Genomic DNA, 23107 nt, shown 5'->3' on the forward strand with positions numbered 1-23107 from the left:
TGACTCGCAACTCTGCGCGTATTATCCCGGGGGAGGTGCTTTTTCTTTGCTTGTCCTTTAACCTGCTGGCGGCTTAACATTCAACCTCTTGTCCAAACCTGAAAAAGAGAACCGATCGACCATGCGCGCCCTTCTCGGGATTTTGATCTGCTTGTGTGCCCAACAGGCACTGGCCGATACCCGTTATGTTTCAGACAACATCTTTACCTATATCCACAATGGCCCGGGTACCCAGTACCGGATCCTTGGCAGCGTCAAGGCTGGTGAACCGCTGGAGGTAAAGGCGGTGAACAGCGAGGCCGGTTTCACCCAGGTGGTGGACGGTCGTGGCCGCGAGGGGTGGATCAAGAACGGCGAACTGCAGAGCCAGATCAGCCTGCGCGAGCGTCTGCCCCAGGTGGAAAAAGAGCGCGATGAGCTTAAAGATCGCCTGCAGAACCTTAACGGTGACAACGAGAAACGCTTCACCGAGAAGGATGGTCAGATCGCTGCCCAGAGCAAGGAGATCGCCGCCCTCAAGGCTCAGCTGGTCAGTCAGGGTGAGGAGATGAGCAATCTCAAAGAGCAGAATGATGCCCTGACCCAAAGCTACGACAACCAGGAGCACGACATGCAGATGGACTGGTTTATCCGTGGTGGTGCCATGGTGGGTGCCGGTATCCTGCTTGGTATCCTGCTGCCCATGCTGCCCCGTCGTCGCAGCCGTGGCGATCGCTGGATGAACTGACAGCATCTGGCTGAATGAATTGCTGAGAAGGGTCGCCGTGGCGGCCCTTCTTTTTTGGGGCGCATTGGGGACATCCGGTATTGGGCGGAATGCGTGGCTGCTTTGCGACAGGGCGGTGGCAGATCGTATACAAAATGAAGTCAGATGACCCTCACGCTTGCTGGTGTATTGGCTTCAAAAGCGAATTTATGGGGGGAATGAGCGATCTTTGTTAAAGGTTGGCAACAAATTCATTTCATATAGGGCGCAACATTGTATACATTATCGGCGTTTCGGCGGCGCGTCCGCCTTTGTCGATATCAGCCCTAGGGCGTACAGGAAGACCCCATATGTTCAAAGCTACTCAAGTGCTTGCCGCTGACTATATCCCCTCCGATCTGGCCGCCCTGCGCGAAGCCATCACCCAGAACTATGTGGTGGATGAAAATGCCTATCTGGCCGAACTGTCGGCCATGCTGCCGGGGGATGGCGCCTCGCTGGAGCAGGTGACCCAGCGTGCCCGCACCCTGGTGACCAAGGTGCGCAAGGAGAGCGGCTCCGGTGACGGTATCGACGCCTTCCTGCAGGAGTACAGCCTGGATACCCAGGAGGGGATCATCCTGATGTGTCTGGCCGAGGCGCTGCTGCGCATTCCCGATGCCGAGACCGCCGATGCCCTGATCAAGGACAAACTCTCCGGCGCCAACTGGTCCTCCCATTTCCGCAAGAGCGACTCCACTCTGGTCAACGCCTCCACCTGGGGGCTGATGCTGACCGGCAAGATCATCAAGCTGGACAAGAAGCTCGACGGCAATCCGGCCAACCTGCTGGGCCGCATGGTCAACAAGCTGGGGGAGCCGGTGGTGCGCTCTGCCATGTATGCCGCCATGAAGATCATGGGCAAGCAGTTCGTACTGGGGCGCGACATGAAAGAGGCGCTGAAGGCGAGCCGCAAATCCCGCGAGCTGGGCTACACCCACACCTACGACATGCTGGGTGAGTCGGCGCTGACCATGCAGGATGCCGACAAGTATCTGGCCGATTACCGCAACGCCATCGAGGCGGTGGGCAATGAACGCATTAGCGACGGCGGCCCGGCCCCCTCCATCTCCATCAAGCTCTCGGCACTGCATCCGCGCTATGACGTGGCCAACCGCGCGCGGGTGCTTGGCGAGATGTGCGAGCGATTGGTGGGGCTGGTGCGTCTCGCCCGCGACAAGGATGTGGCCATCAGCATCGATGCCGAGGAGATGGACAGACTCGAGCTGTCGCTGGATCTGTTCGAGCAGCTCTATCGCTCCGACGCCAACCGTGGTTGGGGCAAACTCGGCATGGTGGTGCAGGCCTACTCCAAGCGCGCCCTGCCGGTACTCTGCTGGCTCACCGCACTGGCCCGCGAGCAGGGTGACCTCATTCCGGTTCGCTTGGTAAAAGGCGCCTACTGGGACAGCGAACTGAAATATGCCCAGCAGGCGGGCTTGCCCGGCTACCCGCTCTTTACCCGCAAGGCGGGCACCGATATCTCCTATCTCGCCTGCGCCCGCTATCTGCTGAGCGAGCCGACCCGCGGCTTTATCGCTCCCCAGTTCGCCACCCACAATGCCAATACCGTGGTCAGCATTCTGGAGATGGCCGGTGATCGCCAGTTTGAATTCCAGCGCCTGCACGGTATGGGGGAGGAGCTGCACAACGCCGTGCTGAACGACAACCCAGGCCTGCACTGCCGCATCTATGCGCCGGTCGGCGCCCACAAGGACTTGCTGCCCTATCTGGTGCGCCGCCTGCTTGAGAACGGGGCCAACACCTCCTTCGTTCACAAGCTGGTGGATCCCAACACCCCGGTAGATTCACTTGCCGAGCATCCGCTGCGCACCCTCAAGCGCTACTCCGGCTTTGCCAACGACCGCATTCCGCAGCCGGTGAACCTCTTCAGCGACCGCAAGAACTCCAGCGGCGTCAACATGAACATCCTCTCCATCCAGCGCCCCTTCTTCGCCCGCTTGAAAGAGCTGGAGAGCAAGCAGTGGTTGGCGGGCCCCATCGTCGATGGCGAGACCCTCAAGCGCAGCGAGGCACGCACCGTGTTGAGCCCGCAGGATGTGAGCCTCACCGTCGGCAAGATCCACTGGGCCGACGAGCTGGCGGTGGAACAGGCTTTGGCATCCGCCCACGCCGCCTTCCCGCGCTGGCGCGAAACCCCGGTGAGCGAGCGTGCCGCCGCACTGGAGAAGCTGGCAGATCTGCTGGAAGCGAACCGCGAGCAGTTTGTCTCCCTCTGTACCCGCGAGGCGGGCAAGCTGCTGCAAGATGGCATCGACGAGGTGCGTGAAGCGGTCGATTTTTGCCGCTACTACGCGGTACAGGCCCGCAGCCTGATGGGGCAGGCGACCCTGCTGCCCGGTTACACCGGCGAGCAGAACGAGCTGTTCCTGCAGGGGCGCGGCGTCTTTGTCTGCATCAGCCCGTGGAACTTCCCGCTGGCGATTTTCCTCGGCCAAATCGCTGCGGCGCTGGCCACCGGCAACACTGTTATCGCCAAACCGGCGGAGCAGACCGGCCTTATCGCCCATCTGGCGGTGACGCTGGCCCATCAGGCTGGTATTCCGGGCGACGTACTGCAATTGCTGCCCGGTGACGGTGCTACCGTCGGCGCCAAGCTGACGGCGGCTCCGCGCATCGGCGGCGTCTGCTTCACCGGCTCCACCGAGACCGCCAAGCTGATCAACATGACCCTGGCCCAGCGCGATGGCGCCATCCTGCCGCTCATCGCCGAGACCGGCGGTCAGAACGCCATGATTGTTGACTCCACCGCCCTGCCGGAGCAGGTGGTGCGCGACGTGGTGAGCGCTGCCTTCCAGAGCGCCGGTCAGCGCTGCTCGGCCCTGCGGGTGCTCTACCTGCAGGAGGAGATCGCCGAGCGGGTGCTGGAGATCCTCACCGGCGCCATGCAGGAGCTGAAAGTGGGCAACCCGGCCGAGCACAACACCGACGTCGGCCCGGTGATCGATGCTGATGCCAAGGCCGGTCTCGATGCTCATCTCGCCTACATGATCCCGCGTGCTCGCCTGATTGCGCAGGCGCCGATGCCCGCCGCGACCATGGAGGGACACTTCGTCCAGCCGACCGCGCTGGAGATCGGCTCCATCCGCGAGTTGACCAAGGAGCAGTTCGGCCCCATCCTGCACGTGGTGCGCTATGCCACCCGGGATCTGGACAAGGTGATCGGCGACATCAACGGCACCGGCTATGGCCTGACGCTCGGGATCCACAGCCGCAACGAATCCCACGCCGAGGAGCTGGCGAGCCGTATCAACGTGGGCAACGTCTACATCAACCGTAACCAGATCGGCGCCATGGTCGGGGTGCAACCGTTCGGCGGCCAGGGGCTCTCCGGCACCGGCCCCAAGGCGGGTGGCCCCCACTACCTGAGCCGCTTCGTTACCGAGAAGACCCGCACCATCAACACCACTGCAGTGGGCGGCAACGCCTCCCTGCTGGCGATGGGCGATGCCTGATCTGCGTCGATAGAGGCCGGATACTGGATGCCGGATAACAACGGGCCGCCTTCGGGCGGCCTCTTTATTTGCACCATCCGTTTTTTACGAATGGGACAATCGGCCACGGCGGGGTCGTCAGCGACCCGTGCCGGTCGTAAGATGGGAGCCATTCGTGCGGCGTTTGCCCCTTGGTCGGCCAGCCGTGGTCAGGGTTTTGTTTTAACGAGAGTGTTTATCTGATGTCATTAACCGAACAAGCCCGCTGGTTCGTGCTGGGGGGCGATCATCTGGTACTGCTCGATCAGCAGGGAGAGGTGCCACAAGGAAGTAAAGCGTGCCTGCCCACAGCGCTGGCTGACGCCCATTTCGAGCGTTTCGACGAGTGGCAGGGGCTGCCCTGCTATCTGCTGGATCTGGGGGCTGAGGCCGACACGACTATGATGGCCCCCCTGCGCCAGCTGATGGTGGCGGGAGACAAGGAGGGCTTTCGTCTTGCTGGCCGCGCCTGGCAGCTCGTTACCTTCCGCCGTACCCACCGTTTCTGCGGCGAGTGCGGCGCCCCCATGACCCCGAAGGCGGGGGAGTGGGCGCAGGTGTGCCACCACGGCCACAGCGTCTATCCGCGCATCTCCCCCTGCATTATCGTGGCGGTGCGCAAGGGGCCGGAGATCCTGCTGGCGGCTCATCGCCGTCACTATCAGGCGGACGATCCCATGTATACCGTGCTGGCCGGCTTTGTGGAGGCGGGAGAGAACCTTGAGCAGTGCGTGGCACGGGAGGTGTTCGAGGAGAGCGGCATCCGGGTGCGCAATGTGCGCTATGTGGCGAGTCAACCCTGGCCATTCCCTCACAGCCTGATGATGGGCTTTACCGCCGACTACGAGAGCGGCGAGATAATGGTGCAGGATGACGAACTGGTTGCCGCCGCTTTCTTTGCTGCTGACCGCTTGCCGCGCTTGCCACCCCACGGCACCATTGCCCGGCGGCTGATCGAGTTGTCACTGGCGGGCGAGGGGTAACGAGGCGCTTATCTTTTCGCCAATCTTTTTGCACTTCTTGTTACAAGCGGGGCGGTCAGGTTTGCGCCCCTTCACATCTTTGCAACCGCGTGCCTATTTGCCACGTTTTGGGCAGTCCGATCCGGTGGGCAAAGTGGTATTATGGCCGCCATTTTATGCGTGATACGAACTCAGGAACTGGGATGAAAGAGCTGAAGAACGATCGATACCTGCGCGCCCTGCTGCGTCAGGACGTGGACATGACCCCGGTATGGATGATGCGCCAGGCTGGCCGTTATCTGCCGGAATACAAGGCGACTCGCGCCCAGGCGGGGGATTTCATGTCCCTGTGCCGCAATGCCGAGCTGGCCTGTGAAGTCACCCTGCAGCCGCTGCGCCGCTACCCGCTCGATGCCGCCATCCTCTTCTCCGACATCCTCACCGTGCCCGATGCCATGGGGCTCGGTCTCTACTTCGAGCAGGGCGAAGGCCCGCGCTTCGAGCGCCCGATCACCTCCATGGCCGACGTGCAGGCGCTGCCCATTCCGGATCCGGAAGATGAGCTGGGCTATGTGATGAACGCGGTGCGCACCATCCGCCGTGAGCTCAAGGGCGAAGTGCCGCTCATCGGCTTCTCCGGCAGCCCATGGACCCTGGCCACCTACATGGTGGAGGGGGGCAGCTCCAAGGCGTTCACCAAGATCAAGCAGATGATGTACGCAGAGCCGCAAACCCTGCACCTGCTGCTCGACAAGTTGGCCGACAGCGTGATTGCTTACCTCAACGCCCAGATCAAGGCGGGTGCGCAGGCGGTCATGGTGTTCGACACCTGGGGCGGCGTGCTCACCCCGCGCGACTACCGCGACTTCTCCCTGCAGTACATGCACAAGATTGTCGATGGCCTGATCCGCGAGCACGACGGTCGCCGTGTGCCGGTCACCCTGTTCACCAAGAACGGCGGTCAGTGGCTGGAGCAGATCGCCGCCACCGGTTGCGATGCGCTGGGTCTGGACTGGACCACCGACATTGCCGACGCCAAGCGTCGGGTCGGTGACAAGGTGGCGCTGCAGGGCAACATGGATCCCTCCATGCTCTACGCCACTCCGGCTCGCATCCGTGAAGAGGTCGCCTCCATTCTTGCCGGTTTCGGTCAGCAATGGCCACGTCTTCAACCTCGGCCACGGCATCCATCAGGATGTGAACCCGGAACATGCCGGCGTGTTCGTCAACGCGGTACACGAGCTCTCCGCCCAGTACCACGGTCGCTAAGGCCGGGGCGAGAGAAGAAGAGTGTGTTTGATATCCGGGGCCGCAAGGCCCCGTTTTACATTGAAAAAGGCGCCGCGACGACGAGAGCGTGGCGCCCGTGCAGGAGGCAAGATGAGCAGCAAGTCACTGGATTGGGGTATCGATCTTGGCGGTACCAAGTGTGAATGCGTGGTGCTGGATGGCGACGAGGTGCTGCTGCGCCACCGCATCTCCACCGAGCGGGCGGGCGGTTATGACCATATGATCGGCCAGATCGCCAGGCTGGTAGCTGAGTGCGCCGAGAAGATTGGCCAGCGCCCGGCTGTCATCGGCATGGGGACGCCGGGGGCGCGGGATCCGCAGACCGGCCTGATGAAGAACTGCAATACCACCGAGCTCAACGGCAAGCCGTTCAAGGAAGATCTGGAGCGCAAGCTGGGCGTGCCGGTGCTGATTGCCAACGATGCCAACTGCTTTGCGCTGGCAGAAACCCATCTTGGGGCGGTGCGCCAGCACCATCCCGATGCGAAAGTGGTGTTCGGCATCATCATGGGTACCGGGGTCGGCTCCGGAATCGTCATCAACGGCCGCATTCTCAACGGTCATCACGGCATCGCCGGCGAGTGGGGGCACAATGTGCTCTCCCCCGATGGCCCCGAGTGCTACTGTGGCAAGCACGGCTGCGTCGAGACCCTGATCAGCGGCCCGGCGCTGGAGGCCTGGTACGAGGCCAAGGCCAAGCGTCGCCTGTCGCTGGCGCAAATCGTGGCTGCGACCGCCCACGATCATGTGGCCAAGCTCACCATCGATCGGCTGCATCTGCTGTTTGGTCAGGCGCTGGCCAATGTGGTCAACATTCTCGACCCGGATGTTATTGTCATCGGCGGCGGGGTCGGCAACGTGCAGAGCCTCTACAGCGTGGGAAGACAGACTATTTTGCCCTTCCTCTTTAATCCCCGTTTCAGTGCCCCCATTATTGCTCCAGCCCTTGGTGACAGTGCCGGGGTGTTCGGGGCGGCCCTGCTGGCCCGTGGTGAATTCAAGGATGCCCTGCTGTCGTGAGCCGGGCCCGGGCAGCCGGTTGGCTGCTCTTTTCTCTAGCCCATGCGCTAGCAAATCTGTGGTAAGGAACTGGCTGCCAGATGATCAAGATTGCCATCAACGGTTACGGACGGATCGGCCGCAATGTACTGCGAGCCCTCTACGAGAGCGGGCGCGACAAGACCATCAAGATTGTCGCCATCAACGAGCTGGCGGCTCCCGAAGCCATGGTGCACCTGACCCGCTTCGATACCAGCCACGGTCGTTTTCACTATCCGGTGCAGCTGGCTGGCAACAGCATGTTGGTGGGGGAGGATCTTATCTCCCTGTTTGCCGAGCGGGATCCGTCGAACTTGCCGTGGCGGGCGCTGGGGGTGGATGTGGTGCTGGACTGCACCGGGGTATTCGGCTCACGGGCCGATGCCGAGCTGCATCTGGCGGCGGGGGCGGGCAAGGTTTTGTTCTCTCATCCGGCCGAAGCGGATGTGGACGCCACCATCGTCTACGGGGTCAATCATCAGGTGCTGACGGGGCGCGAGCGGATCGTCTCCAACGCCTCCTGTACCACCAACTGCGTGGTGCCGGTGATTGAAACATTGCATCGAGAATTCGAGATAAATTGTGGTACTATTACGACAATTCATTCGGCCATGCATGATCAGCAAGTCATCGATGCCTACCACAGTGACTTGCGCCGAACCCGCGCTGCCAGTCAGTCCATCATTCCGGTGGACACCAAGCTGGCAAAGGGGCTTGAGCGCATCCTGCCCCACTTCGCCGGCAAGTTCGAGGCGATTGCGGTGCGGGTGCCGACCATCAATGTAACAGCGATGGATCTCAGTATTACTGTTCGTAAAAAAGTGACAGTTACTGACGTAAATCAAGCCCTGCAACGGGCATCCAGAGGTACATTACACGGTATTCTGGATTACACGGAAGAACCGCTGGTCTCCGTAGACTTCAATCATGATGCACACTCCTGCATCATTGATGGTACCCAGACCCGGGTGAGCGATGCCAACCTCGTCAAGATGTTGATGTGGTGCGATAACGAATGGGGCTTCGCAAACCGGATGCTGGATACCACCCGGGCCATGATGGCCGCAGGCTGAGCCTGCCCCGGGCGAAAGGTTACTGTTTTTAACATTACCTGGAAAATATAGAGGACTGAATATGTCTGTTATCAAGATGACTGACCTGGATCTGGCGGGTAAACGCGTTCTGATCCGTGCTGACCTGAACGTACCGGTAAAAGACGGCAAGGTCACCTCCGATGCACGTATCGTTGCGACTCTGCCGACCATCAAGCTGGCTCTGGAAAAGGGCGCCAAGCTGATGATCACCTCCCACCTGGGTCGTCCGACCGAGGGTGAATACAACGAAGAATTCTCCCTGGCTCCGGTTGTCAACTATCTGAAAGACGCTCTGTCCTGCCCGGTTCGCCTGGCCAAGGATTACCTGGATGGCGTAGAAGTCGCTGCCGGTGAGCTGGTTGTACTGGAAAACTGCCGCTTCAACAAAGGCGAGAAGAAGAACACCGAAGAGCTGGCCAAAAAATACGCCGCCCTGTGTGATGTCTTTGTAATGGATGCGTTCGGTACTGCTCACCGCGCCGAAGGTTCCACCTACGGTGTGGCTCAGTTCGCTCCGGTCGCCTGTGCTGGTCCGCTGCTGGCGGGTGAACTGGAAGCGCTGGGTAAAGCCATGCTGAAGCCCGAGCGCCCGATGGTTGCCATCGTTGGCGGCTCCAAGGTCTCCACCAAGCTGACCGTTCTGGAATCCCTCTCCAAAATCGCTGACCAGCTGGTTGTCGGTGGTGGCATCGCCAACACCTTCATCGCTGCTGCCGGTCACAACGTCGGCAAGTCCCTGTGCGAGCACGACCTGATCGACACCGCCAAGAAACTGGCTGCCGAGACCAACATTCCTGTGACCACCGACGTGGTTGTAGGTGCCGAGTTCTCCGAGTCCACTCCGGCGACCATCAAGTCCGTCTCTGACGTGACCGACGGCGACATGATCTTCGACATCGGCCCGGATTCTGCCAAGGCCCTGGCTGACATCATCATGAACGCCAAGACCATCCTGTGGAACGGTCCGGTTGGCGTGTTCGAGTTCGACCAGTTCGCTGAAGGCACCAAGGTTATCGCTGAAGCCATCGCTGCTTCTCCGGCCTTCTCCATCGCTGGCGGTGGCGACACCCTGGCTGCTATCGACAAGTTCGGCATCGCTGACAAAGTCTCCTACATCTCCACTGGCGGCGGCGCCTTCCTGGAGTTCGTAGAAGGCAAGGTACTGCCGGCTGTTGCGATTCTGGAACAGCGCGCCAAAGCCTAATTGACCCGGAACGGGGGGCAAAAGCCTCCCGTTTCGTTTATCATGTGCCCGCTGTGCCGGTTCATGATGAACCCCCCATTTTTTATTAACGGCATACGAGACAGGACGATTAAACATGTCTAAGAAAATTTTCGACTTCGTAAAACCCGGCGTGATCACTGGTGATGACGTTCAGAAAGTGTTCGCCATCGCTAAAGAGAACGGCTTCGCTCTGCCGGCCGTAAACTGCGTTGGTACCGACTCCGTGAACGCCGTACTGGAAGCTGCCGCCAAGGTTAAAGCGCCGGTTATCGTTCAGTTCTCCAACGGTGGTGCCGTGTTCACCGCCGGTAAGGGTCTGAAGCTGGAAGGTCAGAAAGCTGCCATCCTGGGTGCCATCTCTGGTGCCAAGCACGTTCACGCTGTTGCCGAAGCTTACGGCGTGCCGGTAATCCTGCACACCGACCACGCTGCCAAGAAGCTGCTGCCGTGGATCGACGGTCTGCTGGAAGCGGGCGAGAAGCACTTTGCTGAAACCGGCAAGCCGCTGTTCTCCTCCCACATGCTGGATCTGTCCGAAGAGTCTCTGGAAGAGAACATCGACATCTGCTGCGAGTACCTGACCCGCATGGCCAAGATGAACATGACTCTGGAGCTGGAACTGGGTTGCACCGGTGGCGAAGAAGACGGCGTCGACAACAGCCACATGGATCAGTCCGCTCTGTACACCCAGCCGGAAGATGTTGCTTACGCTTACGAGCGTCTGTCCAAGATCAGCCCGCGTTTCACCATCGCTGCCTCCTTCGGCAACGTACACGGTGTATACAAGCCGGGTAACGTCAAGCTGACCCCGTCCATCCTGGACGCTTCCCAGAAGTACGTTTCCGAGAAGTTCGGCATCCCTGCCAAGTCCCTGGACTTCGTATTCCACGGTGGTTCAGGTTCCACTCTGGAAGAGATCCGCGAGTCCATCTCCTACGGCGTAGTGAAGATGAACATCGACACCGACACCCAGTGGGCAACTTGGGAAGGTCTGCTGAACTTCTACAAGAAGAACGAAGCTTACCTGCAAGGCCAGCTGGGCAACCCGGAAGGCGCCGACAAGCCGAACAAGAAGTACTACGATCCGCGCGTATGGCTGCGTGAAGGTCAGACTTCCATGATCGCTCGTCTGGAGAAAGCATTCTCCGACTTGAACGCCATCGACGTACTGTAATTCGTTACAGCACCTTGATTGCATGAAAAGGCGCCCTTCGGGGCGCCTTTTGCATTTCTGTGATCCGCACCGGTTGGTGAGTGGAGGGGGAACTGGGTATTATCGAAACAACTTTGCTTATTTTATTAAACAATTTGCAACCAAGGCAGGATGCTGAGTATGCAGGCAGGAAAGCACAACGGATATCAGGAGCACGTCGCCTCCTACTACGCGGCCACCCGCAACGATCCGCAGCAGTGGCCGGAACTCGAGGCCGAGCTGAAAGCGGATGTCTGCATCATCGGCGGCGGTTTTACCGGTCTCAACACCGCCATCAACCTGGCTGATGCAGGCTACAAGGTGGTGGTGCTGGAGGCCAACCGAATCGGCTGGGGCGCCTCCGGGCGCAACGGCGGTCAGCTTATTCGCGGTATCGGCCACGATACCAGCCAGTTCGCCCGCTGGATTGGTGAGGAAGGGGTGCGCGAACTCGACCTGATGGGGCTGGAGGCGGTGCAGCTGGTGCGCGAGCGGGTTGAGCGTTTCAATATCGAGTGTGACCTCACCTGGGGTTACTGCGACCTTGCCACCCGTCAGCGCCATCTGGCCGGCTTTGAGGAAGATCTCGACCATCTGGCGAGTCTGGGCTATGAGCACGAACTCAAGCTGGTACCGCGGGAAGATATCCATAGCGTGGTGGGATCGGATCGCTATATTGGCGGCCTCATCGACATGGGCTCCGGCCATCTCCACCCCCTCAATCTGGCGCTCGGCGAGGCGCGCGCCGCCGCCAGCCTCGGGGTCTCCCTGTTTGAACACTCCCGAGTGACCCATATCGACTACGGCAAGCAGGTGGAGGTGACCACGGCTCATGGGCGGGTCACCGCCGATTATCTGGTGATCGGCTGCAACGCCTATCTCAACGACCTCAATCCAGAGCTGGGAGGGCGGGTGCTACCTGCCGGCTCCTATATCCTCGCCACCGAAGTGCTGGATCGCCGCTTGCGCCAGCGCTTGCTGCCGCAAAACATGGCGGTGTGCGATCAGAATGTGGCGCTTGACTACTACCGCCTCTCTGCCGATGGTCGCCTGCTGTTTGGCGGGGCCTGCAACTATTCGGGGCGAGACCCGAAGGATATCAAGGCCTTTATGTTGCCCAAGCTGCTGCGGGTCTTCCCCGAGCTGGCTGGCACCGCCATCGAGTTTCAGTGGGGCGGGATGATCGGGATTGGCGCCAACCGGCTGCCGCAGATTGGCCGCTTGAAGGAACACCCCAACGTGCTCTACGCCCAGGCCTATTCGGGTCACGGTCTCAATGCTACCCATATGGCGGGTAAGCTGGTGGCCGAGGCGATCCGCGGCGAAAGCCGGGGTTTCGATCTCTTTGCCAGCGTGCCCCATATCACCTTCCCCGGCGGCCCGGCGCTGCGCTCCCCGCTGTTGGCGCTGGGGATGCTGTGGCACCGTTTCAAGGATATCTTCTGACCCCCATTGTCAGCCAGCGCAGTGATGGCTGAACGCCTGCCCCCTTGCCAGCCCTTGTTTATAGCGGGTTGGCACTATCGTTCCGCCCGATAGACCAAAAGATGCATTCGCGCCAATCTCGTCCGGTTGGCGCTATCTTTTAGGTGTGAGTACGGTTATCTGCCAAGGGGCAAGAGTTTGTCAGATTGCCGGAATATTTGCCGAAAAAGGGCCAGAGGGCGGGGAGAGGAGGGCCAAGATGGAGATAAATGTGGTCGCGTCAGGCGGGCCCAGCCCGCTGGCGCAAAGGCAGGGTTCTCCCGCCGTGCAGGCACAGGAGCGGGCTGCAACTTCACCATCAACGGGCAGTGACAGCCTGGTGCGCGACCTTGGCGCTGTGCTGGATGAGCTGGGGCTGTCACCGCAAGGGGAGAGCAGCGGCGGTGGCACTGTTTCAATCAGGGACTCGCTGGAAGCGTTCATCAACACCATGATGGGCTCCCTGCAACAGCAGCAGGAGCAACAGTTGGCATTGCAGCAACAACAGCGGCAAGAGCAGGAACAGCGCAAACTCGCCATCGCCGACAGCAGCGAAAACCCGCTCAAGCGGGATCTGGAGCGCCTGCTGGAGACGCTGGATCAGCAGGGCGGACAGGGAAAAGAGAGCGAGCAAGGGGTCGAAAGCGAAGCGGTGAACCCCTTGCAGAACCAGCTGACCAAGCTGCTGGAGAGCAGTGGTGCGGCAGAGAGCGGGGTCACCCTCAAGGAGGTGCTGTCAGGGTTGGCCAGCAAGTTGCCGAGCGAAACCGCCGAGCGAAAAGGGTATCGGGTCGATACCCAGGTCTGAGCTGGTCAACCACGGCAGAGCTGCCGTTGCCGAGCTTGCAGAGAGTAAGGGGCGGGCAGCCCTTTATTGCGCCGGTTCAGCCAGTCGCCACCCCTGTTCGCCCTTCATCATCCACACCTCCGCCTCTTGCGGCAGCACCTGGCCCGCCTCGAACTCGCCATATTTGCGCTCGAGATCCATCAGACCCATCTCCTGCTGGAAGGGGCCAACCCGGTCGTAGACCAGGTCCTCGTCGTGCAACACCTGCAACTGATCGAGCCCCTGCTTGAAGTGGAGCTGGTAACTCACCTTGACCAGATAGACCCCCTCCATCCGCTCCTCCTTGCCGAGGATGGTGAAGTCGCTGATATCGAACAGGTTGGCGTCTGTCTCGGCCAGCAACCTGGCGGTAACTTGGCTCCGGATATCCTCTTCACCGGGCCCTGCACTGCAGCCATAAAGCCAGAGGGCTAGCAGGGGGATGAACCACTTTTTCATCAAAACTCCGGACGGGCGAGACAATCGAAGGGCAAATTCTGCCATGCTGCCGGTCATATACAAGGGATTGCCAGAAAAATCAGTGCGTAACGTATAAGGCTGCCCCCTGTCTGTCTACAGGGGCGCCGTTGGTCAGCGTAGCTGATCGAGCCTGCCCAGAAACTCCGCCGGCCCCATAAAACCGGTGACCCGCTGCCCTGTCAGCTCCTTGCCCTCGCGGTCGAAGAAGATGAGGGTCGGCAGCCCCAGCACATTGAGGCTGTTGAGCAGCTCGATATCGGCATCGTCGTTGGCGGTAACATCCGCCTGCAGCAGCACCATCTGGCCGAAGCGCTCCCTCACCGTAGGATCGCTGAAGGTCTTGTGCTCGAACTCCTTGCAGGCGACGCACCAGTCGGCGTAGAGGTCGAGCAGCACCGGCTTGCCGCGGGCGGCGGCCAGCTGCACCTTGAGATCATCCAGCGTCTTGACGCGGATAAACCGCGGCGCCGTTTGATTGGCATCCGCCGTGATGGCAGCAGGGGTGGCCGGTTGCAGCAGATCCTTGCCCACCACCACGGCGCTGATCATCGCCAGCAACAGCACGAAGCCGCGCACGCTTTTGGCCACCGAGTGGGGCTGGTGCTGGTTGTGGTGATAGAGATAGCCGCACAGCAGCAGCCCCCAGCCGAGCCAGGCGAGAGTGGCAATCTGATCGCTCCAGAGCCGTGACAGCAGCAGGATCGGCACCGCCAGCAGGGCAAAACCAAACAGCTGCTTGATCACATCCATCCAGGCGCCCGCCTTGGGCAGTAGCTTGCCACCCGAGGTGCCGAGCAGCAGCAGCGGTAGCCCCATCCCGAGCGAGAGGGCATAGAGCGCCGCCCCGCCGAGCCAGAGATCGCCGCTCTGGGCCACGTAGATCAGTGCCCCCGAGAGCGGCGCCGTGGTGCAGGGTGAGCAGACCAGCCCGGAGATCATCCCCATGATGGCGACCCCGACTACAGAGCCGCCCTGCTGGCGGTTGGAGAGACCGGAGAGCCGGGTTTGCAAACTGCTCGGCAGTTGCAGGGTATAGAGTCCGAACATGGAGAGGGCCAGCAGCACGAACATCACCGAGAGGCCGATCAGCACATAGGGGTGTTGCAGCGCCGCCTGGAATTTAAGACCTGCCGAGGCCACTACCAGCCCCAGCAAGGTGTAGGTGACCGCCATCCCCTGCACATAGACAAAGGAGAGCAGGAAGGCGCGACCGGTGGAGAGGCGATGGCCGGCACCGGCGATGATGCCGGTCAGAATGGGATACATGGGGAAGACGCAGGGGGTGAAGGCGAGCCCCAGCCCCAGCGCGAAGAAGGCGACGATGCTGAGCCAGAACCCCTGATGTCCGAGGGCGGCGGCCAGCTGGTCCTGCTGACTCACTGGTGCGACGCTTTGTGCCGTTTCAGCAGTGGACGCTGTGGTTGCCGTGACCAGCGGGGCCACATCGATCAGCTTGTCGGTCGGTGGATAGCAGAGGCCGTCGGTACAGCCCTGATAGCGCACCCGCAGGGCGGCATTTTCCCCCACCTCCTTTAGCGGCACCGCAATGCTCACCTGCTGGTAGTAGACCCGGGTCTTGCCGAAGAAGTCATCCTCGTGCTCGGTGCCTTCCGGCAGGGTCGGCTCGCTGAAGGTGAGGTTGTTCCCCTTGAAACGCAGGCTGTGGCGATAGAGGTAGTAATCGTCGGCGATGTGAAGGGTCAGCAGCAGCTGATCGCCACGCTGTTCGCTCTCGATCTGAAAGGCCTCATCGACCTGCAAAAATTTGGGTTTGGCGTTGGCCTCAATGCCCAGCGAGCTGAGCAGATCGGCGCCGCTGGCGTGTGCTGGGGCGCTGCCCACTGTTGTCATCAACAGGGCACAGAGCAGCAACAAAGGAGAGAGCAAGCGGGTGAACGTCATGAGGTCTCCCCATTGAGCCAGTCGAGATAGGCAGGTAGTCCGGCACTTACCGGCAGGGCCAGCAGCTCGGGCACCTCATAGGGGTGATGGGCTTGAATACATGCCTGCAACTCGGCAAAGAGTGGCTGGCGGGATTTGATGATGAGCTGGATCTCGGTGGCGCGCTCCACCTTGCCTTGCCAGCGATAGACGGAGGTGACGCCCGGCAGTTGATTGATGCAGGCGGCCAGCCGCTGGTTCAGCAGCTGCTCGCAGAGAAGGTCGGCACTGGTTTGATCTGGGCAGGTGCAGAGCACCACAATGGCGTCGGTCATAAAGCGGATCTTCACCTCGTTGGGGTAAACCGGGCAGGCGCCCTTGCCGTCTCATCCCTGTCTGCGGATGAAGGTGAAAAAAGCGCCCGAAAATCAGCGGCTACTATACCCCAGAGGCGCTTCAAATAGCATCTGTAGCCATTTGTGAGCCAGCGCCAAAAATTTGTGGGGGGCATGAGATAGACGCTGTCATGGGGACAGGGCAGAATGAGCGAGCTTGTTCCCAATTGACGTAAGGAAATGTATGACCCAACAGAATGAGCAGCAGAGAAACCGCATGTTGAGCCTGCTGCGCGAAGGTGAGCGCCGCATGTTGGTTCAATTGGCCGGGCTGCTGCGCACGACCGCCGATGAAATCAATGCCGAGCTGGAGAAAGAGGAGCTGATGGCCACCCTGGAGCAGCCCATTACAGTGGAGTATCTCAACGGCGTGGTGCAGCACCATCTGTTCGAGCGCAAACACAAGGGTGATATGGCGGTTGCCCAGCAGATCCTGAGCGATTATCAGAGTGAGCTGGAAGCGCTGCAGGTAGCTCAGGCCCAGCCTGAAGAGGCTGCCGCTGCCGATGAGAGCGGCGAAGAGCTCAAGGCCCAGGCTTGAGCGACGGGCAGGTTTGAATCCTTACCTCTGAATCAGCCGGCCTGCCAGCGCTGACGCCTTTTGCGGCCCCATCATGTCTGCCATGATGGGGCCGTGTCGTTTCTTCTGTAGTCTTTCCTTGTTGACCTTCACTTCCCGGTTTCAATCCAACGGATTCGTACCTTAGCGCGCCTCTTGGGGCATGCCGTGCGGCACTTCGCGGGGGATGGGGAACACCTTGTCATAGCCCCAGTTGTAGACGAAGGCATAGAGCAGGTAGAAGACGACGAAGCCCAGATCCAGCACCAGCGCCTCCAGCATGCTGACGCTCAGCCACCAGGACATGACCGGCAGCGCGACGATCAGCAGACCGCCCTCAAAGCCGAAGGTATGCAGCACCCGTTGCCACAGGGTCTTGTGGGTATGGCCCTGATATTTCAGCAGCAGCTTGTCGACCCCGATGTTGTAGATGTAGTTCCAGACGGTGGCCAGCACCGAGAAGAACAGTGCCAGCGGGCCCATATGGTTGAGCCCGACCCCGGTAACCCAGCTGGCCAGCGGGGCGGCAATCAGCAGGCCAATGAATTCAAAGCCAATGGCATGGCGCAGGCGATCGTTACGGGTACGCATAAGTCACTCTCTCAATCAGGTTCATTCACGAATTGTTGGTTAATCTATAGAACTTTAGCGATGGATTCATGTTGGTATCCATCGCTAAAATAGATGGATGAGAGGGCTTGCCGGAGGGCCATAAGATGACGCCATCACTGGAACAACTGAGGATCTTGCTGGCGGCCGCCGAAACTGGCTCGTTTTCCGCTGCCGCCCGCAAGCTGGGTAAGGCGCAGTCGGTAGTGAGCAGCGCTATCGCCAATCTGGAGATCGATCTGGGGCTGACCCTGTTTGACCGCAGCGGCCGCTATCCGCAGCTGACGGAGGCGGGGGCCCGCATGGTGCAGGAGGCGGGGATCCTGCTGGCGCAGAGTGAACGGTTGCAATCCATTGCCGGGGAGCTGGCGGCCGGGGTGGAGACGCGGCTCACTCTGGCCATCGATGATGACTCCCACCTCCCCTGGCTCGGCACCCTGCTGGAGGAGTTCGCCACTCGTTACCCGACCGTGGAGCTGGAGCTGCTCTTCCCGCTGATGGAAGATGTGACCGAGATGCTGGTGACCGGCCGGGCCCAGCTCGGCATCAGCTATCAGAAGGTGCATCCCCAGCGAGAGATTGTCGCCCATTCGCTGGGGGAGGTTACCATGCCGCTGGTGGTGTCACCGGATCATCCGCTGGCCCGCAAGCAGCCGCTGCGGGAGGTCGATCTGCAGGGGGCACGCCAGCTGATGGTCACCGGCCGACGGGAAGGGAGCGAGCGCCAGCGTTTTCGCATCTCGGCTCAGGTGTGGTGGGTCGAGGGGGATCTCGGGGTGCTGGAGCTGGTCAAGCGGGGCCTTGGCTGGTCCGCCATCCCGGAATTTCTGCTGCATCAGCCGCTGGCTCGCGGCGAAGTGGTGGTGCTGGAGCCGGACTTTATCGCCAGCCACGCGCTGGCGCTGGAACTGCAGTGGCATCGCGCCCGCCCGCTGGGGCAGGCGGGGCGCTGGCTGAAGGAGGCACTGCTGGCGCGGGTGCCTCGCTAGCCGACCTTACTCGGTCAGGGCGTAAGGCAGGGGTTGCAGGGTGAGGCGGGAGCCTTCGTCCTGCTTGAGGCGGAATTGGGCGTCAGCCTCGGTATCTTTTGGTAGCACGGCGGTGAGCCACACCTGCCCGGCCTGTTGCCAGGCGTTGAGCACCATGCCGCTGCGACGCCAGTTGTCACCCAGTTGCAGCTCCAGGGTATCGCCGCTGGCAACTGGCTCGCCGGTAGTCCCCGCCAGCAGGAACAGGGCGCGGTTGTTGGCGCCGCGATACTTGGCGCGGGCCACCGTCTCCTGCCCCATGTAGCAGCCCTTGTTGAAGCTGATGCCGTCCAGTGCCTGCAGGTTGAGCATCTGCGGGATGAACTCCCCCTGATGCACAGCTTCCATGTGTGGCAGGCCCGCCTTGATCTCGAGCCCCCACCAGAGTGACTCGTCACCTTGCGGCAGGGCGTCGGCTTGCTGATTGCTCACCAGCAGCCAGCGATCCTGCCCAATCTTCACCGCCATGCCGCCGTCGATAAGACCGCTCTGCAGAAGGCCAAACTGCTCGGCGATCCACGCATCGCTGCCCGCACCGGCGATCCCGGTAGCGTGACGCTCATCGGCGGCGATCTCGACCTTGGAGAAGACGGCAAATTTCTTCAGCTCCGGCAACTGACGTTCCAGCACTGAAGGGCTGGTCAGTAGCAGAAGACTGTCGTCGAGGCAGAGCAGGCGGAAATTGCTCCACAGCTTGCCTTTGGGATCACAGTGGCCGCCCGGGGTCTGTTGCCCCGGTTGCAGGGCGTTGACATCACAGGTGACCTGACCTTGCAGATATTTGGCGCGATCCTGGCCGCTGATACGGGTGATGGCCAGCTTGGTCAGGGAGAAGCGGGTCGGCTCGGCAGGAAAAACAGGTGGTTGCAGGCTCACGATGGTATTCCAGAGAGAAAGTATGTGAGCTGCATGGTAAAGACGTAACTAATGTTTGTCAGCCGGAAAATCCAGCTGGTACCATCCCCCGGTCTTTGTAAGGAGAGTGCCATGTTGAGCCCAGTTGAAAAATCCCGCCTGAAGTGGGCCTGCCGTCGCGGTATGCTCGAGCTGGATGTGATCTTTATGCCCTTTTTCGAACACGAGTTCGACTCCCTGAGCGAAGCCGATCAGCAGACCTTTATCCGCCTGCTGGCGAGCGACGATCCGGATCTGTTCAAATGGTGCATGGGTCATGGTGTCCCTGCCGATCCGGCATTTGCCGCCATGATCCCGATGATCCTGGAGCGCAATCAGGCGCGCCACGACCGCCAGGGGTAATCCTGTGGAGCGGGTGATCATGACGGTTCACCCCTCCCGCCATCAGCAATATTTGCTGGTGGCCCTCTTTCTGTTGCTGCTCTGGCCGGTGGCTGGCCTGATTGCCGGTTGGCAGTGGGCGCTGTTGCTGCCCGTCTGGCTGGTGGCGCTCTGGCTGAGCTGGCGCACCCTCACCGAGCCCCCGTTCGAGCTTGTCTGGGATGGTCAGTGGTTGCAGTGGCAAGGTCGCCGCTATCAGCTCGACAAGAAAAGCCGCATTCTGCCCGGCGTACTCAGGCTGGCGCTTTGTCCCGAGCCGCAAGAGAGTGGAGCTGTGTCGCCACGGCAACTGTGGCTCTTCTCCGACGCCCTTCCCCCCGAACATTACCGCCTGCTGGCGCGAGCCATCCACTTTCTGCCGTCCCGGCGCTGACGCCTGCTTTCCGTGATGACCATGCGCTGATTTTTCGCGATAAGCTGTTGCCATGTGGCTGGCGACACTCTTTTTGTGGCTGAAAAGCGGTTGAAAACAAGTGACCCCGCCGGGGCGGGGTCACTGATTGCTGCAACGCTTTGCGGGAAGGGGGATTAATCCCGCTCCGGGGTCAGCACGGTCGGTTTGGAGTCCGGCAGCATATCCGGATAATCCAGGTTGTAGTGCAGGCCGCGCGACTCCTTGCGCTGCAGGGCGCAGTTGACGATAAGCTCGGCCACCTGCAGCAGGTTGCGCAGCTCCAGCAGGTTGTTGGAGACGCGGAAGTTGGCGTAGTACTCCTGCACCTCCTGCTTGAGCAGGTCGATGCGGCGCTTGGCGCGGGCCAGGCGTTTGTTGGTACGCACTATCCCCACGTAGTCCCACATCATCAACCGCAGCTCGTGCCAGTTGTGCTGGATCACCACCAGTTCGTCGGAATCTTCCACCTTGCTCTCGTCCCACACCGGCAGGCGCGGCGGCTCCACACTCATCGGCAGCTTGGCCAGAATGTCGGCCCCCGCCTGATGGGCATAGACCACGCATTCCAGCAGGGAGTTGGAGGCCATGCGGTTGGCGCCGTGCAGGCCGGTGTAGGTCACTTCGCCGATGGCATAGAGGCCGGGGATATCGGTCTGGCCGTTGTTATCGATCATCACGCCGCCACAGGTGTAGTGGGCGGCCGGCACGATGGGCATCGGCTCCTTGGTGATGTCGATGCCGACCGCGAGGCAGCGCTCATAAATGGTCGGGAAGTGCTTGATGATGAAATCGGCCGGTTTGTGGCTGATATCCAGATACATGCAGTCGGCGCCGAGTCGCTTCATCTCGTGGTCGATGGCGCGGGCGACGATATCCCGCGGTGCCAGCTCGGCCCGCTCGTCAAACTCCTGCATAAAGCGGCTGCCGTCCGGGCGGCGCAGATAGGCCCCCTCGCCACGCAGCGCTTCGGTCAGCAGGAAGTTGGGATCGTCCGGGTGGAACAGACTGGTGGGGTGGAACTGGTTGAACTCCAGGTTCGCTACCCGGCAGCCGGCCCGCCATGCCATGGCGATGCCATCGCCAGAGCTCACATCCGGGTTGGAGGTGTACTGGTAGACCTTGGAGGCGCCACCGGTGGCCAGCGCCACGAAACGGGCACGGATCACCTCGACCTGCTCGGCGTTGCGGTTCCAGACGTAGGCCCCCAGCACCTTGTTGCCCGGCAGGTTGAGCTTGCGGGTGGTGATGAGGTCGACCGCGTTGAAGCGCTCCATCAGCTGGATATTGGGGTGAGCGCGCACCTGATCGATCAGGGTGAGTTGCACCGCTTTGCCGGTGGCATCCGCCGCGTGGAAGATGCGGCGATGGCTGTGTCCCCCTTCGCGGGTGAGGTGGTACTGGGATTCGCCGTCGGCGTTCTCCTCCTGATCGAAGGGGACCCCTTGCTGAATGAGCCACTGGATGGACTCGCGGGCGTGGCGAGCGGTGAACTCGACCACGGCCGGGTCACACAACCCGGCGCCCGCGTTGAGCGTGTCGCTCACGTGGGATTCGATGCTGTCGGTTTCGTCGAAAACGGCAGCGATGCCTCCTTGCGCATAGAAAGTGGCCCCTTCACTGATGGGCCCCTTGCTCAGAACCAGGACTTTGGCGTGGTCTGCCAATCGCAACGCGAGGGACAAACCAGCGGCACCGCTGCCAATGATCAGTACATCGCAAAGGTATTCAACACTTGCTTTCATAAGTATCATTGGCCTGGATTAAGAACTGGCACCATGGTAGCCCAAGCGAGGGCGAGGATGCAGCCTGCATCACATTTTTTTCAATTGAAGCGAACTTTCTCTGATTCTCCCTGTCTGAACTTGTGCGCTTAGGAAGGGCCGGAAAAGAAAAACGATAACCTGATGGGGGTTTTACGGCTCTGATGAGCGACCAGAATCTACTGGACGAACAGCTGGTTGAACGGGTCCAGCGCGGCGATAAAGCAGCTTTCAACCTGTTGGTAAAAAAATACCAGCATAAGGTGGTCAACCTGGTTGCCAGGTATGTCAACAATCCCGGTGATGTGCCCGATGTGGCGCAAGAGGCCTTTATAAAAGCCTACCGTGCATTGCCGACATTCCGTGGCGAAAGTGCTTTTTACACCTGGTTGTACCGAATTGCCGTCAACACGGCGAAGAATTATCTCACCTCCCAGGGGCGCAGGCCGCCCAGCAGTGATGTGGAGGCTGACGAAGCGGAGTCTTATGGTGGTGGTGAAGCCTTGCAAGAGGTCTCAACCCCCGAAAACCTGGCGCTGACTGACGAGATCAAACGCACCGTGTTTTCAGCCATAGAGGCATTGCCGGAAGACCTGAGGACAGCTATCACCCTTCGCGAGTTGGAAGGGCTGAGCTACGAAGAGATTGCCGAAATCATGGATTGCCCAGTGGGTACGGTCAGATCCCGTATCTTCCGGGCGAGGGAAGCAATCGATAAAAAGCTGCAACCTCTGATCGAGAATTAACTGGGGAAAGACGGGTTAACTTATGGCAAATAAAGAGCAAATCTCTGCCCTGATGGATGGTGACCTGAGTGACGCAGAGGTACTGAACGAGCTGGAGATGGACTCCGACTTGCAAGATACCTGGGGTCGTTACCACCTGATTGGCGATGCCATGCGGGGTGACCTGCCGGTCAATCTGCAACTGGATCTCAGTGACAGCATCATGGCTGCGCTGGAGGATGAGCCCACCATACTGGCACCCAAGCCGGTCGAGACGGCTCCCGTGCTGCAACCAGCCGTTGCGCCGGTCAAGACAGATGCCAATGTGGTTCCGTTGTTCCGCCGTGTCGGTCAGCAACTGGGTCAATATGCCATTGCGGCATCTGTGGCCGCTGCTGTTATCTTCGGGGTGCAGCAGTATCAGGGGCAGGATGGCGTTCCGGCCAATCCGGTGCTCAATACCATTCCAATCGGTGGCAGTGCGGCGCCTGTGAGTGTTCACTATCCGCAACAGGATGGTGCCCGTGCCCGTCAGCAGGGGCTGACCGAACAGCAGATGCAGGAGCAGCGCGAACGCATCAACGCCTTCCTGCGTGATCACCAGTTACAGCAGCGCCTGTTGCAAGACAGACAGGTCCAACAATAACGAG

21 protein-coding genes and 1 pseudogene are annotated in these 23107 nt (G+C 60.7%); 16 read left to right on the forward strand and 6 right to left on the reverse strand.

The features are described 5' to 3' along the window. Nucleotides 1-121: 121 nt before the first annotated feature. From ACTG27_RS21155 to ACTG27_RS21200, 10 genes and pseudogenes are all read left to right on the forward strand, one after another. Nucleotides 122-727 (forward strand): TIGR04211 family SH3 domain-containing protein, encoded by a 606-nt coding sequence (locus tag ACTG27_RS21155; RefSeq protein WP_439980374.1) that lies wholly within the window; start codon nucleotides 122-124, stop codon nucleotides 725-727. Nucleotides 728-1056: 329 nt separating this feature from the next. Beyond that, the gene (gene putA / locus ACTG27_RS21160; protein ID WP_439980376.1) at nucleotides 1057-4221 is read left to right on the forward strand and encodes a bifunctional proline dehydrogenase/L-glutamate gamma-semialdehyde dehydrogenase PutA; all 3165 of its coding nucleotides are present in this window, start codon (nucleotides 1057-1059) and stop codon (nucleotides 4219-4221) included. Between the two features lie 221 nt (nucleotides 4222-4442). Next, nucleotides 4443-5222, forward strand: a complete 780-nt coding sequence (gene nudC / locus ACTG27_RS21165) for an NAD(+) diphosphatase (protein ID WP_439980378.1) — start codon at nucleotides 4443-4445, stop codon at nucleotides 5220-5222. 182 nt (nucleotides 5223-5404) lie between these two features. After that, nucleotides 5405-6470: pseudogene (gene hemE, locus ACTG27_RS21170) on the forward strand (uroporphyrinogen decarboxylase). 111 nt (nucleotides 6471-6581) lie between these two features. Continuing rightward, nucleotides 6582-7511, forward strand: a complete 930-nt coding sequence (locus tag ACTG27_RS21175; RefSeq protein WP_439980380.1) for an ROK family protein — start codon at nucleotides 6582-6584, stop codon at nucleotides 7509-7511. 80 nt (nucleotides 7512-7591) lie between these two features. Further along, nucleotides 7592-8602 carry an erythrose-4-phosphate dehydrogenase gene (gene epd, locus ACTG27_RS21180; protein WP_120415497.1) on the forward strand — a complete coding sequence of 337 codons (1011 nt, stop codon included), beginning with the start codon at nucleotides 7592-7594 and terminating at the stop codon, nucleotides 8600-8602. 61 nt (nucleotides 8603-8663) lie between these two features. After that, a complete protein-coding gene (locus ACTG27_RS21185) occupies nucleotides 8664-9827 on the forward strand; it encodes a phosphoglycerate kinase (protein WP_005335436.1) in 1164 nt (387 codons plus the stop codon). A gap of 115 nt (nucleotides 9828-9942) precedes the next feature. After that, entirely contained in the window at nucleotides 9943-11022 is a 1080-nt protein-coding gene (gene fbaA / locus ACTG27_RS21190) for a class II fructose-bisphosphate aldolase (protein ID WP_005335434.1), read from the forward strand. A gap of 159 nt (nucleotides 11023-11181) precedes the next feature. Continuing rightward, nucleotides 11182-12486: an NAD(P)/FAD-dependent oxidoreductase gene (locus tag ACTG27_RS21195; RefSeq protein WP_439980382.1), complete on the forward strand. Its 1305-nt coding sequence runs from the start codon at nucleotides 11182-11184 to the stop codon at nucleotides 12484-12486. Between the two features lie 238 nt (nucleotides 12487-12724). Next, nucleotides 12725-13312: a hypothetical protein gene (locus ACTG27_RS21200; protein WP_263718626.1), complete on the forward strand. Its 588-nt coding sequence runs from the start codon at nucleotides 12725-12727 to the stop codon at nucleotides 13310-13312. Nucleotides 13313-13375: 63 nt separating this feature from the next. On the opposite strand, the gene ACTG27_RS21205 is transcribed toward ACTG27_RS21200, so the two are convergent. From ACTG27_RS21205 to cutA, 3 genes are all read right to left on the reverse strand, one after another. After that, a complete protein-coding gene (locus ACTG27_RS21205) occupies nucleotides 13376-13789 on the reverse strand; it encodes a hypothetical protein (RefSeq protein ID WP_439980384.1) in 414 nt (137 codons plus the stop codon). Nucleotides 13790-13921: 132 nt separating this feature from the next. Continuing rightward, on the reverse strand, nucleotides 13922-15712 hold the full coding sequence (locus tag ACTG27_RS21210) for a protein-disulfide reductase DsbD (RefSeq protein ID WP_439980386.1): 1791 nt from the start codon (nucleotides 15710-15712) through the stop codon (nucleotides 13922-13924). Further along, the gene (cutA, locus tag ACTG27_RS21215; protein ID WP_033136305.1) at nucleotides 15709-16026 is read right to left on the reverse strand and encodes a divalent-cation tolerance protein CutA; all 318 of its coding nucleotides are present in this window, start codon (nucleotides 16024-16026) and stop codon (nucleotides 15709-15711) included. Before cutA ends, ACTG27_RS21210 begins: the two co-directional genes overlap by 4 nt. 244 nt (nucleotides 16027-16270) lie before the next feature. Between cutA and ACTG27_RS21220 the strand changes: the two genes are divergently transcribed. Further along, nucleotides 16271-16627, forward strand: a complete 357-nt coding sequence (locus ACTG27_RS21220; protein ID WP_069556186.1) for a hypothetical protein — start codon at nucleotides 16271-16273, stop codon at nucleotides 16625-16627. 162 nt (nucleotides 16628-16789) lie between these two features. Here the strand turns inward: ACTG27_RS21220 and ACTG27_RS21225 are convergent, their stop codons facing one another. Then, on the reverse strand, nucleotides 16790-17236 hold the full coding sequence (locus ACTG27_RS21225) for a PACE efflux transporter (protein ID WP_202005869.1): 447 nt from the start codon (nucleotides 17234-17236) through the stop codon (nucleotides 16790-16792). Nucleotides 17237-17361: 125 nt separating this feature from the next. Here ACTG27_RS21225 and ACTG27_RS21230 point away from each other — a divergent pair, with 125 nt between their 5' ends. Then, a complete protein-coding gene (locus ACTG27_RS21230; RefSeq protein ID WP_110304346.1) occupies nucleotides 17362-18243 on the forward strand; it encodes a LysR family transcriptional regulator in 882 nt (293 codons plus the stop codon). Nucleotides 18244-18249: 6 nt separating this feature from the next. Here ACTG27_RS21230 and ygfZ read toward each other — a convergent pair whose 3' ends face one another. Continuing rightward, nucleotides 18250-19158, reverse strand: a complete 909-nt coding sequence (gene ygfZ, locus ACTG27_RS21235; RefSeq protein WP_168769973.1) for a tRNA-modifying protein YgfZ — start codon at nucleotides 19156-19158, stop codon at nucleotides 18250-18252. Between the two features lie 111 nt (nucleotides 19159-19269). Here ygfZ and ACTG27_RS21240 point away from each other — a divergent pair, with 111 nt between their 5' ends. Then, nucleotides 19270-19539 carry an FAD assembly factor SdhE gene (locus ACTG27_RS21240; RefSeq protein WP_005335417.1) on the forward strand — a complete coding sequence of 90 codons (270 nt, stop codon included), beginning with the start codon at nucleotides 19270-19272 and terminating at the stop codon, nucleotides 19537-19539. A 19-nt stretch (nucleotides 19540-19558) separates the two neighbouring features. Beyond that, the gene (locus ACTG27_RS21245) at nucleotides 19559-19951 is read left to right on the forward strand and encodes a protein YgfX (RefSeq protein WP_439980390.1); all 393 of its coding nucleotides are present in this window, start codon (nucleotides 19559-19561) and stop codon (nucleotides 19949-19951) included. Between the two features lie 155 nt (nucleotides 19952-20106). Here ACTG27_RS21245 and nadB read toward each other — a convergent pair whose 3' ends face one another. After that, on the reverse strand, nucleotides 20107-21714 hold the full coding sequence (gene nadB / locus ACTG27_RS21250) for an L-aspartate oxidase (RefSeq protein ID WP_110304308.1): 1608 nt from the start codon (nucleotides 21712-21714) through the stop codon (nucleotides 20107-20109). 182 nt (nucleotides 21715-21896) lie between these two features. Between nadB and rpoE the strand changes: the two genes are divergently transcribed. Beyond that, complete coding sequence (rpoE, locus tag ACTG27_RS21255) at nucleotides 21897-22478, forward strand: RNA polymerase sigma factor RpoE (protein WP_005335411.1); 582 nt, start codon at nucleotides 21897-21899, stop codon at nucleotides 22476-22478. 22 nt (nucleotides 22479-22500) lie between these two features. Further along, entirely contained in the window at nucleotides 22501-23103 is a 603-nt protein-coding gene (locus ACTG27_RS21260) for an RseA family anti-sigma factor (protein ID WP_439980392.1), read from the forward strand. The last annotated feature ends 4 nt before the right edge of the window (nucleotides 23104-23107 follow it).

This window comes from Aeromonas sp. 97A (assembly GCF_051919185.1).
GTDB lineage: Bacteria > Pseudomonadota > Gammaproteobacteria > Enterobacterales > Aeromonadaceae > Aeromonas > Aeromonas veronii.